Below are 16786 nucleotides of genomic sequence, written 5' to 3'. Positions count from 1 at the left end.
CCTCTTGCGGACGCAGCGCGTAGCCTGAGAGCCATCCGTTTTCCGGCTTGGCGTTCGTGCTGCCTGCGCTGGCCTGGCGACGGCCTCGAACGCGCGGTGGCCGATTTGTCACGTCATTCGTGGCGAGAATCGCCTGATACGGCTTCAGTGCTCCATACGGCGCCGGTGGGTCAGTGAGCGCAACCGATTTCCGGCACAACGGTCAGTTCTCGGCAGTCTTCGTCATCTGCCGGTGCCGCGCGCGAAGGTCTCGCGCCCGCTCCGGAGTGAGATCGTCGATGCAATGGCGGCAGGAGACACCCGCCTCGTATGAAGGTTGGGCGATATCGTCTTCGTTGAGCGGTTGGCCGCAGCCATAACAGGCGACCCAGCGTCCCTGTTCCAGCCCATGCCCCACCGAGACGCGCTCGTCGAAGACGTAGCATTCACCGTTCCAGCGCGACTGTTCTGCCGGCACGTCCTCCAGATATTGCAGGACGCCGCCCTTCAGGTGGAAGACCGTCTCGAAGCCCTTGGACAGCATGTAGCTGGAAGCTTTCTCGCACCGGATGCCACCCGTGCAGAACATGGCGACCTTCCGGTGGACGGCGGGGTCGAGCTCCCTTTCCACGAAGGCCTTGAACTCGGTGAAGCTTTCGATCTGCGGATCGACCGCGCCCTCGAAGGTGCCAAGCTTCGTCTCGTAGCGGTTGCGCGTGTCGAGAACGAGCACGTCCTGCGAAGCGATGATGGCGTTCCAGTCGGCCGGGGTGACATAGGTCCCGGCGAGCCGTGAGGGATCCGCCTCGGGCGCACGCATGGTGATGATTTCGGGCCGGATGCGCACCTTCATCCGCGCGAACGGCCATTCTCGGGCGCTCGAATGCTTCACCTCGCCCTTCGAGATGGCGCAGAGCACCTCCAATTCGCGCAGGAGCGCGGCCGTACCGTCCGGCGGGCCGGCCACCGTGCCGTTGATACCTTCAGAAGCGAGCAGGATGGTGCCGCGCAGGCCGAGCTCGTCGCAATGCGCGCCGAGGCGCGAGCGCAGGGCTTCAAGGTCGTCGAGAGGGACGAAACGATAGAGGGCGACAACATCCAGCATCTCCGCGTCGATAGCGCCGCGCTGGCACGCGGACAAGACGGGGGGCGACGCGCCGTCGTTCGCAGCGGCTATCGCCTTTCGTTTAATGCCTAAACGTAATGTCAGGTTGAAGGATGCAAAACAAAAGTTGCACGGCCCTTATTGATGAATGAAGAATTAACGTTAGGGGAGCGAGGGCTTCCCAACCATTCGGATTTGCAGAGGCGAGGCCAGTTGACCCGCGCGACCTTCGTCGCACGGGGCGGGCCTTGACGCGCCTCTGACAAAAGGGGGCGATCATGGACAATCTCACCGATCTGCAGAACCTCGACTCCACGTCGAACGGCGCGGGCACTCGCGAGGAATTCCTCTTCCATGTCGCCGCGGCCTTTGCCGGGCGGCATCGCGTGACCATCGACTACGCCAACGGCTGGAGCGACGAGCGAAGCCTCCTCCTGCAGGTGGGCGCGCTCGACCCCATGGAGATCGCTTTTCCTTCCACGCAATCCTGGAGCGGGACCGGACAGGTCGTGCTCGACATGCCGCTGGACGTCGGGCCGAACACCCTGTGCTTCAGCGGCCCGAGCCACACCAGCCCGACAATCCGCGCCGTCGCGGCGACGCTTCTGGGCGGCGAGAGAAAGGGCGCGAAGGACGACGAAAGCGCGATCGTTCTCATCCAGAACATCGCCGCGATCGCGTCGCTCGAGGTGCTGCGTCAGATCTCGCAGGCGGAAGCAGCCGAGACGGAGGGCGTGGACGCCGCCATCGATCTGTCTTCGGCCGGTGAGCAGGGCGACGGCGACGGTGCCGGCGGCTCCGACGGTGCGCGCAGCGCCGGTGCGGACGAGCGAGCCGTCGGCTCGGGCTCGCCTCTGACCGAAGCGCTCGGCAGCGCGGGGTCGGTGCCGAATGGCGGGCTGCCCACGGGCTTTGTCGAACTGGACCGGATCGAAGTGGCTCTGTCCGAGGGTGCGCCTGCGAGTGCACCCGCCTTCGCATCGCGTTCCGCCCCGCCGACGATGGCGGAGGGTCCTTTCGCGTTCGCGGCGCAGGCGGTGGACGATGAGAGCGTGCCGCCGTCCGCCGATGAGGAGACGCCGGACGACGATGAAGGCGAGACCCCGGCCACCCCCGAGCCGCAAGAACCGGCCGCAGATGCCGAGGAGCCGAACGCGGAGGACCCGGGAACCGACGAGCCGGCAGTCGTCGAGCCAGCCGCCTTCACGCCGCTTCGCCTTCAGGCGGAGAGCGCCGTTCTGGGCAACTCGGGCGGCAACGTTTCCGGCAACCCCACCGTCGTCACCGTCCAGAGCGCTTCGCCTCTCGACGTTCCGAACGCGCAGGCTGCCGATGGCGGTGGCTATGTCGATTTCGCCGGCTTCGGCTCGGACAACAACGCCGGCTCGGGGCAGTACATTCAGTGGACCTTCGCGGTCGACGCGGACGGGTTCTACGACATCGACGTCGGCTACGCCTTCTCAGCGGCGAATGCGAACCGCTCCATGCGCATGGACGTCAACGGCGAGCTCTGGGACCGCATCTTCGATATGCGCTCCACCGGCGCCAACACGACCTACAGCGAAGCCTCGACTCGTGTCTTCCTGACAGCGGGCGACAACACGATCCGCCTGACCGCGAACGGCTTTTCGGGCCCGAACATCGATTATCTCGACGTACGCAAAGCCGACCCGAACGTCTTCGTCTTCCAGGCCGAAGATCTCGTTCCGGCCGCGACGGCCACGACGCCGCTGACCGCGAACCGCCCCGTGACGCCAGACTTCATGGCGAACAAGAACGCGACGACGGGCGGTACCAACGAGCAGTTCCGCGTCGGCGCGGAAGGCGAGGCGTTCCTCGACTGGGGCGGAGCGGACGCCTTCGTCGACTTCACCTTCACCGCGCCAGCGGCGGGCACCTACACCGTTTCCATCACCTATGCGAACGGCGACGGCGCCAACAACGCCCGGCCGCTGGAACTGGTGAACCTCGCCGACGGCTCGCAGGTCGGTCAGTTCGCCTTTATCGCGACAAACAATCTGGCTCAGCCGCGCATGCCGTCGGACGTCTCCGATATCGACCCGACACCGGGCGTGGCCAACTCCAGCGATGACGCCAACACGCCGGCGGTTGCGACCGGTTGGGAGGCATGGACCACGGAAACGATCACCCTCACGCTTGCGGCGGGCACGACGACGCTTCGGTTGACGTCGCTGGGCACGCAGGTCACGGGACCGAACATCGACAAGATCGTCGTCGCGCTGGTCGAGGACGAAGAGCCGCCCGTCGTCGAGAATGGTGCGCCGACGGCGTTGGCCGCGACCGCGCAGACGAACGAGGACAATTCGGTCGCGATCGACCTTTCCGCCTTTATCGACGATCCGGACGGCGATGCACTGACGCTCACCGCCAGCGTGCCGGCCGCGCAGGGAACGGTCTCCGTCGCCGGTTCGATCATCACCTACGTGCCCGCCGCCGACTTCAACGGCGCCGCGACGATCTCCTACACCGTCACCGATCCGAGCGGCGCGAGCGCGTCCTCCAGCGTTGCCGTGACGGTGAACCCGGTCAACGACGCGCCGACGCTCGACGGTACGATCGCGGACACCACGCTTCCGGCCGGGGGCGGTGAAATCGATCTGTCGTCTCTGGTCGCAGCCGACGTCGACGGCGACCCGCTGACGCTCGAGCTGCGCAGCGCGACAGGGGATCCGCTTCCCGCCGGAATCAGCCTCGTGGCTGGCAAGGTCGTTGTTGCGGCCGGCACGCCCGCAGGAGCGTACGGCCTGGAGATCGTCGCCAGCGACGGCACGCTCCTGTCCGGAGCGGTGGGCTTCGAACTGACGATCGAGCCGGCCGTCATCGACCCAGAGCCGGGCGCCTTCTCGCCTTTCGTGCGGCAGGGCGAGACATTCACCATCGTGCCGGACGGCAACAGCGTCGCGACCGATGACACACTCATCCGCACCCGCACGCAGAACCTGGAGCAGACGCCGTCTCCAACGCCGCCGCCGGGTTACGGCACCGACGGCCTGCGGCCGGGTTATACCGGCGAGGGCTATCTCGACATCAACGGCACCGGCACGGGCGTGCGGGCCACATTCGACCTGGACGTTCCGGCCGGTACCTATGTCCTGCATGTCCGCCTCGCCAATGGCGGCACGGGCGCGACAACCTCGCCCGGCTTCAACCGCCCGATCGCCGTGGTGGTGAACGGCGCGCAGCAGGGCGAGGCCCAGACGACCAACACCGGCGGATTCGATGTCTGGCAGGTGCGCGCCTTCACCGTGACACTGACGGGTGAGGGGCCCTTCACCATCGGCATCATGCAGATGGCGAGTGGCGGTGCCCCCAATATCGATGCCATCGCCATCACCGAGGTCGGTGGTGAGCCATCCTTCTTCGTGCCGGTCTTCACCAGCGCCGCGACAGTGACCTACGCCGAGAACGGCACTGCGCCCGTCATCGACATCGACGCGAGCGATGCGGACGGCAACACGCTCACCTACAGCCTGACGGCGGGGGGCGCCGACAATTCCCTCTTTGCGATCGACCCCGTCACCGGCGTTCTCTCCTTCAAGGCCTCGCCAGACTTCGAGAACCCTGCCTCCGCGGCCGGCAGCAATGTCTACACCGTCGAGGTGGCCGTCTCGGACGGCTGGTCGACGGTGGCGCAATCCATCACCGTGACGGTCACGGATGTCGACGAGGCGCCGCCGGCGGAGAACAGCGCGCCGGTCATCACCAGCGAGCCGATCTTCGTCATCCCCGAGAACAGCCTCGTCGTCGGCAGCGTCGTCGCCACGGACGCCAACGCCGACGCACTGACCTTCGCGCTTTCCGGCGCGGACGCCGACCTTTTCACCATCGACGCCACCGGCGCGATCGCCTTCAAGGCGGCGGCCGATTTCGAGGCGCCCGGTGACGCGGATGGCGACGGTACGTACGAGGTCACCGTGACCGTCGGAGACGGCGCGACGTCGGTCACTCAGGACATCTCGATCACCGTCTCCGACGTCGATGAGGCGCCCGGCGCAATCACCTTCGCCGGCACGCTCTCCCTGCCGGAGAACGCAGCGGCCGGCACGGTGATCGGGACGCTTTCCTCGGTCGACCCCGAGGGCGCGCCTGTCACCTTCACGGTCGACGACGATCGCTTCGTCATCAACGCTGCCGGCCAAATCGTGGTCGCCGAAGGCGCCGTCTTCGACTTTGCAGCGGAACCCGAACTTTCGCTCAGCGTCGTCGCATCGGACGGTACGCAGACGACGACGCGTGCCCTGACGCTCGCCGTTACGGACGTCGTGGAGCCTGTCGGCCCCACGAGCATGCTCTTCGACGTCTCGACGCTGACCTCCTACAGCGCGCAGGACAACGGGCCGGGCACGGCGTCCGTCTCGCAGGACGGTGCATCGCTCGATCTCGGCGGCAATCTGTGGAAGCGCGCCCCCCTCGGGCAGAACTATACGATCACTTCCGAGACGAAGCTGACCGTGACGGTGACGATCGGACAGTACCTGCCCGAGATCATCGCCATCGGCTTCGACGACGACAACTCGCCCTTCGAGATGAGCGACCGCTCAGTCTACCAGATCGCGGGTTCGCAGGGGCAGGCGTCCTTCGTGGACCTCCGCGGTGGCGCGATCGGTACGCCGGGCCAGGTCATCACCCTGACGATCGATCTTTCCGCTCATGCCGGCAAGACGATCAACTCGCTGGTCTTCGTGGCTGACGACGACGTTGCCAGCAACGGCCTCGGCTCCGTCAGCTTCAGCGCTGTGCAACTGAGCGAGGGCGCCGGCGAGCCGGTCGACAACCGCGCGCCGAGCGTGGTGGGCGGCGGCATCGCCGACCTGACGCTGCCCGAGCGCAGCGCGGTGGAAATCGATCTGCCCTTCGTCGACGCCGATGGCGACGCACTGACCTACACCGTGACCATCACGGATGCAGACGGCAATGTCGTCGCCGGTGCCAGCGGCCTCACGGTCATTGACGGCACGCTCGCCGGACCGCTCGGCCTTGCGCCTTCGACCGTCCCCTACGTCGTGACGGTGACGGCCGACGATGGGCGCGGCGGCACGGCATCGGTGGAGTTCCGACTGACGGTGGAGGACGTCAACGACGCGCCGACCCTGGTCGAGGGGATGGCCTACGAACCCTTCTTCGGCAGGATCGGGCAGGAGATCGAGGGCATCGACCTTGCGCTCTTCGCCGACGCCTTCACAGATGCGGACGGAGACACGCTGACGCTCAGCGTCGAGGGCCTGCCTGCGGGCCTCACGGTCAACGAGGAGGGCGTTATCGTCGGAACGCCGACGGGCACTGGCGACGGCACGATCACCATTGTCGCCACCGATCCCTTCGGCCTGCGTGCCGAGCTCGTCCTCGACTTCACCGTCTCCGGCCCGCAGATCGGCGAGGTGACGACCGTCCAGGCCGAAGCCTTCACGGGCCTAAGCTCGGCCATCGGCTTCTATGCGGCGGCCGCCGTCGGCGCGTCCGGAAACCAGATCATCCGCACCAACGCCAACCAGACCGGCGAGATCACGACCGACCTGTCGGCCAACGGCGTGTCGGAAGGCTGGTACACGGTCTCGATCACAGTCTACGACGAAACGGACGGCTCGGCCGTGTTCACGCTGACCATCGGAGACACGGTTCTCGCCGAGAACGTCAGCTTCGACGCGCCGGGCATGTTCCTCAACCCGACGCAGCCGCGTGGCGACGGCGCCCAGACGGGCAATCTAAAGACCATCACCTTCCAGACGCCGGTCTTCATCGAGCCGGGCACGCTCGCCAGCCTCACAGGTCGCGCGGACGGCGGCGAATTCCTCCGGATCGACAAGCTGAGCTTCACCCGCGCGCCGACGCCGGAGCTGGCGCCGGGCGCCCCGCAGATCGACAATGCGAGCGTCGCCGAGAACGCGGCCGGCGCCGTTATCGGCCTCCTTTCGGCGACCGATCCCGACGGCGATCCTTCCGCCATCGTCTACACGGTCGATGACGCGCGCTTCGTCGTCGATGGCGCGACGCTGCGCCTCGCGGACGGCGTCGCGCTCGACCACGAGGCGGCGGATACGGTCACTGTCTCGGTGACGGCGACCGACGCCCAGGGCCTTTCCACGACGAGCGAGCTGACGATCACCGTCGGCGACGTCGACGAGGCGCCGGTCCTTGCAGCCGGCGCCGGGATCGATGACCTGACGCTGACGGCCGGCACGACGCAGACGCTCGACCTCGCGGCGCTTCTGGGCGCCACCGACCCCGAAGGTGCTGCGGTCTCCTACATCGCTCTGTCCGGCGGCGCGGCGCTGCCGAGCGGCATCACGGTCGAGGACGGCCAACTGGTCGTTGCCTCATCGCTGCCGGTCGGCACCTACGAGATCACCGTCTTCGCCAGCGATGGCGCTCTGGACTCGGAGTCCGTCTCCTTCACGCTCACCGTGGCGGAGCCGGGCACCGAAGAACCCTTCGCGCTGACCATCCAGGCCGAGGACGGCGTGCTGACGATCCTCGACAATGACGCGAACGACAACGACACGACCGTTCGAGACCCGTCGAACCCCGAGAACTCGACCAACACGCAACTCGTCAACGGCCTGCGGCCGGGCTTCACCGGCACGGGTTATCTCGATTTCGGCGACACGGCCGGCGACAAGGCGAGCTACACCTTCACCGCACCGACGGCTGGCGTCTACGAGATCGCCATCCGCTACGCGACGAACTCCAACCGGCCGCTCGACTTCGTGGTCAACGGCGGCACGGCGATCGTCCTGCCCTTCGTCGCCACCGGCACGAACGTGCAGGGGCCGGGCGAGGGCTTCAACAACTGGGGCGTCCAGACAATTTCCGTGACGCTCGCAGCGGGCGAGAACACGATCTCGATCGCCATCCCGGCCGGGGCGAACACCGGCCCGAACGTCGACTCCATCACCATCACCGGGCAGGGCGGCGTGCCGGACACGTCTGCGGACGAGGACGGCAACCTCTTCCTCTCGGGCCCGGACGGCCCGCTCACCGGTGCAGCGCTGGAATCCATCAACTTCAATCTCGCCGGCATCGACCTCGACATCGTGAAGGTCGAAATCAGCTTCGACGGCGGCGTCACCCGCACGCTCGTCAACCCGGATGCGGATGGCGACCTCGTCGCCGATGGCTCGGGTCTGACGGCCGGCAACTACACCGCGACGGTCTACGTCACGGACGACGCCGGCAATGTGGCCTCCAGTTCGATGCCGATCGTCGTCGGCGGTGTCGTGCAGCCGCCCTTCTCGGTCACAGTCGAGGGTGAGAGCTTCACGCCCATCGACAACACCGGCACCGCGGCCGAACTGACGCAGGCGCGCACGGCCACCAACCCCGAGACGCGCGACCTGCCGCGTGACGCCAACGGCGATGGCCTGTGGGACGGCTTCACCGGCACCGGCTACATGGACATGGGCACCCAGATCGGCGATGCGGCGTCCTTCACCGTGGATGCCCCGACGGCCGGCGCCTACACCTTCTCCTTCCGCTACTCCAACGGCGGCGGCGGCGCGAACGGCGACCGGCCGATGAGCCTGACCGTCGGCGGGCAGACCGTGACGGTCTCCTTCCCGGGAACCGGGGTCGATGCATGGGACAACTGGCAGACCGCGACGGTAACGGTGAACCTTGCTGCCGGCTCCAACACTGTCACCATCTCCAACACCGTGGCCAACGGCCCGAACATCGACAACGTCACCGTCAGCCGCGAGGGCAGCGAGCCGATCGACACCCGCGAGCAGATTCGCTTCGAGGAGGTCGTGAAGATCAATTTCCAGCCCGCTCCGGGCCAGGCGGCGCAGGGCTTGCCGAGCGGTTACGTCACGCCCGACGGCTACCTCGCCGACATCGGTGCGGCCTTCGGAGATCGCGGTAACGGCTTCTCCTACGGCTGGGTGACGGAGGCGAGCGTCGCCGACGGCACGGGCAACGGCACAATCGCGGCGGCCCAGCCGGCGAACGCTCACTGGTACAAGAACACTGTTCCGGGTGCCTCCGATCTTCAGAAGACCTATGCCCATTTCGAGTATCCGGGCGCCGGCGCGGCTGGCGCGCGGGCCTGGGAGATGGCGCTGGAGAACGGCACCTACCAGATCACGCTTTCGATCGGCGATACGGCCGGGGCGTTCGATTCCAACTACGTCATCAACATCGAGGGTGAGAGCGCGCTGCCGAGCTGGGTTCCAGCGAACCCGATCGACGGAAGCCAGGGCGGCGGCGGCTTCCGCTCCACGCTCGTCACCAAGGTGGTGACCGTCACGGACGGCCGCCTGACGATCGACTCGATCGGCGGCACCAACACGGAAATCCAGTATCTCGAAGTGGAGCGGGTGCCGGACATCACCCCTGATGACGGCCGCTCCGCCGATCTCGACTTCTCACAGTTCGTCGCCCCGATGGCCGCCAACAATGACGGGCAGGTGTCGCTGGCCATTGGCGCCAACGGCGAGCTGCCGGTGGGTATCGACCCGACCTCCTTCCTCGTGGTCGGCGTCAATCTCCAGGCGGACGGCAATCGCGGCCCGAACATCAAGTATGTCGAGAACATCAAGCTTGTGGAGACGCTGACCGGCGTCGAGGTGGCGATCGACGTGCAGATTTCGGGCGGCGCGGACTCGCTCACCATCCGTCCGCTCCAGATGCTGAAGGAGAACACGAGCTACACGCTGAAGGTCCAGGACGTGATGGACCTCGGCAGCATCGAGGACCCGAACGGCGCGCTGCGCCAGTTCCAGGACCTGACGACGACCTTCGTGACGGGCACGGCGCCGGAGGAGGTGGCCCGCGACGTCGCCTTCACCACCAACGTCATCCTCAACGGCTTCGCAGACGGCGCCGGCGGTTTCACGACCATCGAGTTCGGTCCCGACGGCAAGCTCTATGTCGCCACGATCACCGGCGAGGTTCATCGCTGGGAGGTCAACCCGGACGGCACGATCGACAAGGCCTCGATCGAGACGCTCAGCCTCGACTACCTGAACGCGGGCGGCGGCGAGCGTCGCGGTATCGTTGGCTTTGTGTTCGACCCGAACGACCCGAACACGATCTGGATCAGCGACAATGCGCCGATCCCGCGCGAGAACAAGGCGTTCGACACACCCGAATTCTCCGGTCGCATCTCCAAGATAACGCTCGGCGAAGACGGCAGTTTCGCCGGGGCCACGGCCGAAACCTACATCTCGGGCCTGCCGCGCTCGGGCGGCGACCACCTGACGAACAGCCTGGAGTTCCGCAAGAACCCGGACTTCGGCACGGCCGGGGAACCCGAGTATCTCCTGTATGTCAGCCAGGGCTCCAACTCGGCCGCCGGCCAGGCGGACGGTGCCTGGGGCAACCGCCCCGAGCGCCTGCTCAACGCCTCGATCCTCGAGATCGACCCGACGCGCGACGCCCCGGCTGGCGGCTATGACGTGCGCACCGAGCCTGTGACGGCGCCGACGACGACGAATCCGCTCAGCGCCTTTAACCCGGACGGCACCTATCCGGGCTTCTACAACCCCTACGCGGCCGATGCGGTTCTGAAGATCTTCGCCACCGGCGTGCGTAACGCCTACGATCTCGTCTGGCACTCCAACGGCAATCTGTACGTGCCGACCAACGGCACGGCTGCGGGCGGCCGCACGCCGGACGACCCGACCCAGCCCGGCAGCCAGGTCATCACCAACTCGCCGAAGCAGTACGACTACTTCTTCACCGTCGACGAGGGCAAATATTACGGCCACCCGAACGCGCTGCACGGCGAGTACATCCTGAACGGCGGCAATCCGACGAGCGGCGCCGATCCCCATGAGGTCGTCGGCGGCAACGACGGCAACCCCAACACCAACGGCTACGCACCGGGCACCCAGGTCGATCCGAACTACGATTTCGACGGGGTCTACAATCTCGGCTACAACCGCTCGCCCAACGGCGCGATCGAGTACATGGGCAACGCGTTCGGCTCGAACCTGACGGGCGCAATCCTCTTCGCCCAGTTCTCGGTCGGCGACAATGTGCGCATGATCCAGGTCGATGCGTCGGGCAAGATCATCGCCGACGACGTCCTGCGCCGGCCCGACGGCTCGATCATCGACAATTACATCGACCCGCTCGACATCATCGAGAACCCGGCCACGGGCCAGCTCTATCTGATGACGCTCAATCGCGGCACGGGCGCCAGCCAGCTCATCCTTCTGACGCCTGCACCGGGCGGCGTGACAACGGACGACACTGCCGACGTCGGAAACGACCTCGCGCTCGTACCGGTCGACGTCACCGATCCTTCGGCCGCGGTCTTCCAGGTCAACGGCCTTGATGACGACATCACCGCCATCCGTGTCTCCTTCAACGGCGGCCCGGCGACGACGGTGACGCTGAACGCGCAGAACCGCTTCACCATCGATCTGGGCGCCGTCACCGGCGCTGCCACCGGCACCATCGTGGTCACCGACGATGCCCTGAACACCGCGAGCGCCAACGTCTCCTTCACTGTCGGCGAGCTGGCGGGTGAGCTCGTCAATCTCGTGACCATCCAGGCGGAGGACCGCACGCCCGGCGACGGCACCGCCGTCACCATCGCCACCGGCACCGCCGCTCAGATCCAGATCCGCGATGCTATAAACCCGGAGCTCAACGGATCGGGTCCCGGGTACATAAACGGCCTGCGGCCCGGCGCCTTCGGAACTGACGGGAATACCGACAACTCCGATGGCGTTCCGGGTGGCTATGCCGACTTCGGCTCCACCAATGCCGACTTCATCACATTCACCTTCCAGGTGCCCTCCGATCAGGCTGGCTCGGCGGTGCTGCGCTTCCGCTATTCGAACGGCGCCACGGCGGACCGCCCGCTGCAGCTCGAAGTGAACGGCTCGATCGTCAAGATCCAGTCCTTTGCGCCCACCGCCACCGGCGCCGTAACGGATGGCTGGACGGTGTGGGCCGAAGTGGAGGTCCCCGTCGCGCTTCTCGGCGGGCAGAACACCGTCACGCTGCGCTCGATCAACGCCACCGGTCCGAACATCGATCAGATGGAGGTGCTGGTACCGGCGGAACGCGAAACCTTCCCGAACGACGGCGAGGTCGTCGTCGACGGGACGACCTATCTCATCTACGAGGCCGAGAAGGCCGAGCTCGACGGCGCGGCGATCGTGACAGAGAACCGCAACCAGACGGGCGGCGCTTTCGTCGATTTCGTCGGCACGGCCGACCAGTCCATCGTGTGGACGGTCTCTGTCTCGCAGGCCGGCACCTACGGGATCGACATCCTCTACGCACTCGGCGCCGGCAAGGCGGCGCGCCCGATGACGGTGTCGGTGGACGGCGGTCCGCCGCAGACGCTGCCGTTTGTCGCCAACAGCAACGGCGGTGAGACGCTGTGGGGTCCGCAGTCCTTCACCCTCGACCTCGCGGCCGGCACTCACACCATCACCCTCGTCGCGCCGGCGGCCAACGGGCCGAACGTCGACAGCCTGCGCATCACCAAGGAGCCGGTTTCGGTCTTCGAGCCGGATCCGGCCGAGATCACCGGGGAGGGCGGGCGGATCGAGCTGGAGGCGACGGACGGTTCGGCCAACACCATCAACGGCTCGACCGTCGACTTCTACTTCACGGTCGACACGGATCGGATCTACAAGCTCGACGTCGCGGCCAATGCCGGCGCGCCCAACGGGCAGGGGCTGACCTGGTTCCTCAACGGTGTCGCGATCGACGACAGCGCCTTCCCGGGTGTCGGCGTGACGGGCGAGACGTCGATCTATGTCGAGCTGACGGCGGGGACGCAGTATCAGCTTCGCATCGTCTCCGACGCGCCGGGCGCCAGCGGCATCGACTATCTCGACGTGCAGCCTGCGCCGGGCAATCCGAATGCGGACATCCTCGTCGAGAGCCTCGATCCTGCCTTCTTCGCCGACCGCCTCCACTTCTCGTACCTCGAGAATCCGGGTGCCGTCGTTCCGGCGGACCCGCGCGACTACAAGGACACCGGCTCCGTCCGGCTGACCAACACGGGCACGGAGCCGCTGGAGTTCATCGACTTCGAACTGACAGGCCCGTTCGTCCTCGCCAATCCCGCGATCCTCGACGGACTCGTCCTTGCGGCCGGACAGTCGATCGACGTGCAGGTGAACTTCAACCGCGCCGCCTACACGCCGCCAACGACGAACGTGGATGCCACCTCGACCATCTTCGAGGGCGTGCTGACCATCGTTACAAACGATGCCGGCAACCCGGTCTCGAAGGTCCAGCTTTCCGGGTTCTGGCAGGCGCGCGACGAGGGCGGGCAGGAGCCGAACGTCAACGAGATCTGGAAGATCTTCGGGTTCGGAAATGTCATCGAAGGGCTGACGCTGAGCGGCGGCGGCGAGAACTCGGTTCTGTCGACGAACGACGTCTTCGCCAAGACCGACGAGACGGAAGTCCTTTCGCCCTATTGGCGGATCGCCGACGGCGCGACGAGCGCGACGATCACGCAGATCGCCGCTTTCCATGGGCCGGGCGGGGCGACCCTCCACATCCATAATCCAGGCAACAAGGGCGCCAACGTCCAGTTCTGGAACCACCAGGGCAACGACAACCAACGCCTCCTGCCCAACGCCGGCAACGACGCGACCTTCGCCACCCGCACCTTCGACAACGCGACCATCCCGGACGGTTGGGTGGGCAACGAGGTCTTCGGCATCTCGGTGGCGGGTCTCTCGACCGATCCGCGCCTCAACCCGACAGGAGGGGTCATCGTGCCCGGTGCCCAGCAGGGCCATACCGTGAAGATGTTCCAGGCGCTCGACGCCAAGGGCAACGTGATTCCCAACGTCTATCTCGGGATCATGGACTACACGGGCATCAACTACGACTATAACGACAACCTCTTCATCATTGAGGGCGTCGAACCGGTCGGCTTCGGGCAGAACCTCGTCGTAACTGGTCTCGATGACGCGGCGGCCGACGATCGCCTCGTCTTCACCAGTATCGACCAGCCAGCCAGCGCCACGCAGGCCTTCCGCAACGAGGCGACTTTCACGATCACCAATGACGGCTTCGCCCCCCTGGCGATCGCCGGGATCGATATCGCCGATGCGGCTGCCTTCGAGATCGTCGGGACAATCCCGACGAGCATCGCGGCCGGGGCGAGCGCCACGATCACGGTCCGCTTCATCGGCACCCACGCCGGGACCGCGGCGGGCGCCGATCTCTACAAGTCGACCCTGACCATCCGTACGGACGACATCTCGAACGGTGTGCAGGTCATCCAGCTTGCCGGTCTGGCGCAGGAGTTCTCCGAGAACAATTCCGAGCCCACCGTCGCCCAGATCGTCGAGGCGTTCGGCTACGGCACGGACGTGGCCCAGGGCGAGCTCGCCGGGGGCGGCCTCGTCGAGACCATCGGCGACGAAGTGCTGATGCCCTATCTGGAGCGCCTCGACGGCACCAAACCGATCGAGATCATCCAGATCGCGGCATTTCTCAACCAGGGCAACGTTGCACGCCTCGGCTTCCACGGCCTCGGGTCCTCGCAGGTCACGAACCTCTTCGCCAATGACGACCAGCAGGGACAGACGGTCCTGCCGGACCAATTGCTTGCGGGCCCCGGCGCAGGTGCCAGCGTGGCACGCGGCACGATCAACGTGAGCACGCCCTTCGGCCTCTACATCTCGGTGGACGGGCGACCGACCTACTCTTCGTGGACGGACCCGAACGCCAACCGCATCGATCCGAACTTCGGACAGTTGGTCAACGATCAGCAGGGGCACCTCATCCGCTTCTTCCAGGCGCTGGACGCGGACGGCAACGTCATCGAGGGCACCTATATCGGCATCCAGGATTACCCGGGCGCCGGAAACTACGACTACAACGACCATATGTTCGTGGTGAAGAACGTCCGCCCGCACGCGTTGACCGCGGCGGAGGACGCGAACGGCAACGGTGTCAACGACGCACTCGAGAAGGACACCGACAACGACGGTACGGTCGACTTCTTCGATCCGAACACGACGACACCCCCCGTCACCGGGCCGCAGGCGCCCTATGGTGGCACGGCCCCGAGCTTCACCAACGGTGCGCTGACGGTTGATGCCTCGTTCTACGACACGGGCGGGCAGGGCGTTGCCTACAACGACAATCCGGGCAAGGACGGCGGCACCAACTTCCGTCCGGGCGACGGGGTGGAGTTCGTCGGACCGGGCAACGACATCGGCCATGTGCTGCCGGGCGAGTGGGTGGAGTACACGATCAACGTTCCGGCAAGCGGGCTCTACACCTTCGTGGCGAACGCCAAGACACCGGTGACGGGGGCGACCATCGCGGTCTCGCTCGCCGGAGGGCAGACGCTCGGGACGGTGGCGCTGGCCGATGGCCATGCGGGCGGCAGCAATTTCGGCTCGGCGGCATTCGCCAACAGCGCGCCGATCACGATCTCGCTGCCGAGCGGTCCGCAGACGCTCCGCCTGACCTTCGACGGGCCGCTGGCATCCAACGGCTACGTCCTCGACCTCGCGTCCTTCACCATGACCCAGCAGCCGGGTTCGGCGCAGGCGCCCTATGGCGGCACGGCTCCGAGCTTCACCAACGGTGCGCTGACGGTTGATGCCTCGTTCTACGACACGGGCGGGCAGGGCGTTGCCTATAACGACAATCCGGGCAAGGACGGCGGCACCAACTTCCGTCCGGGCGACGGGGTGGAGTTCGTCGGACCGGGCAACGACATCGGCCATGTGCTGCCGGGCGAGTGGGTGGAGTACACGATCAACGTTCCGGCAAGCGGGCTCTACACCTTCGTGGCGAACGCCAAGACACCGGTGACGGGGGCGACCATCGCGGTCTCGCTCGCCGGAGGGCAGACGCTCGGGACGGTGGCGCTGGCCGATGGCCACGCGGGCGGCAGCAATTTCGGCTCGGCGGCATTCGCCAACAGCACGCCGATCACGATCTCGCTGCCGAGCGGTCCGCAGACGCTCCGCCTGACCTTCGACGGGCCGCTGGCATCCAACGGCTACGTCCTCGACCTCGCGTCCTTCACCATGACCCAGCAGCCGGGTTCGGCGCAGACGCCCTTCGGCGGCACGCCGCATCTGGTCGATGCCGACGGGCTGACGCTCTCCGCCACTGCCTTCGACAATGGCGGGCAAGGCGTCGCCTACAACGACACGACGCCCGCGCAGCTCGGCACCAATGCAGTCCGGCCGGGAACAGCGGTGGACATCGTGGCGGCCACGAGTTCGGTTGGCTGGATCGCGAACGGTGAGTGGATCGAATACACGATCAGCGTCGAGGAAGCGGGCTTCTACGACGTCTCGTTCCTGACCTCTCGCGGGGATGCGGCGGGATCACGCTCGATCGTCACCACCTTCGAGCAGAACGGCGTGATCTACCGCACCGCGCCGTCCGTCGCGATCGGCTTCACGGGAGGCTGGGACACCTTCGCGGAAAGCGAGGCGGCGCGGGTCGAGCTGAATGCGGGCGTGCAGACCGTGCGCCTCGCCTTCAACGGTGGAGCCATGGACCTGCAATCCATCTCGATCGAGAAGGCGCCGCTGGCCCCGGCCGCGATGACGACCACGGCCTTCGCATCGGACTTCGCGCAGGATGATCCGCTCGACGCCTTCGTCGCACTGATAGCCGACGACGGCTCGGCCGGTGTGGACGATACCGGCGGCACGCCCGACCCGCTGTTCCACTACGACCTCGTCGTCTGATCCTCCGGGCGCCGGCCCGCCGGCGCCCGACCCT

General features: G+C 66.6%; 2 protein-coding genes. One reads left to right on the top strand and one right to left on the bottom strand.

What is annotated here, in order from left to right; translation table 11 throughout:
- Window positions 1–202: 202 nt before the first annotated feature.
- Entirely contained in the window at window positions 203–1084 is an 882-nt protein-coding gene (gene trhO, locus H1343_RS09705) for an oxygen-dependent tRNA uridine(34) hydroxylase TrhO (RefSeq protein WP_185982724.1), read from the bottom strand.
- Between the two features lie 278 nt (window positions 1085–1362).
- Between trhO and H1343_RS09700 the strand changes: the two genes are divergently transcribed.
- Window positions 1363–16752: a carbohydrate-binding protein gene (locus H1343_RS09700; protein ID WP_185982723.1), complete on the top strand. Its 15390-nt coding sequence runs from the start codon at window positions 1363–1365 to the stop codon at window positions 16750–16752.
- The last annotated feature ends 34 nt before the right edge of the window (window positions 16753–16786 follow it).

Source organism: Aureimonas mangrovi (assembly GCF_014058705.1).
In the GTDB taxonomy this organism is placed as follows: Bacteria; Pseudomonadota; Alphaproteobacteria; order Rhizobiales; family Rhizobiaceae; genus Aureimonas; species Aureimonas mangrovi.
The sequence above is the reverse complement of the archived record's forward strand: the minus strand, read 5'-3'. Positions and strand labels throughout refer to the sequence as shown.

What these genes read in the sequence shown, in the direction of transcription:
- H1343_RS09700 (WP_185982723.1), top strand. Translation starts at nt 1,363, where the DNA reads ATGGACAATCTCACCGATCTGCAGAACCTCGACTCCACGTCGAACGGC.
- trhO (WP_185982724.1), bottom strand. Translation starts at nt 1,084, where the DNA reads ATGCTGGATGTTGTCGCCCTCTATCGTTTCGTCCCTCTCGACGACCTT.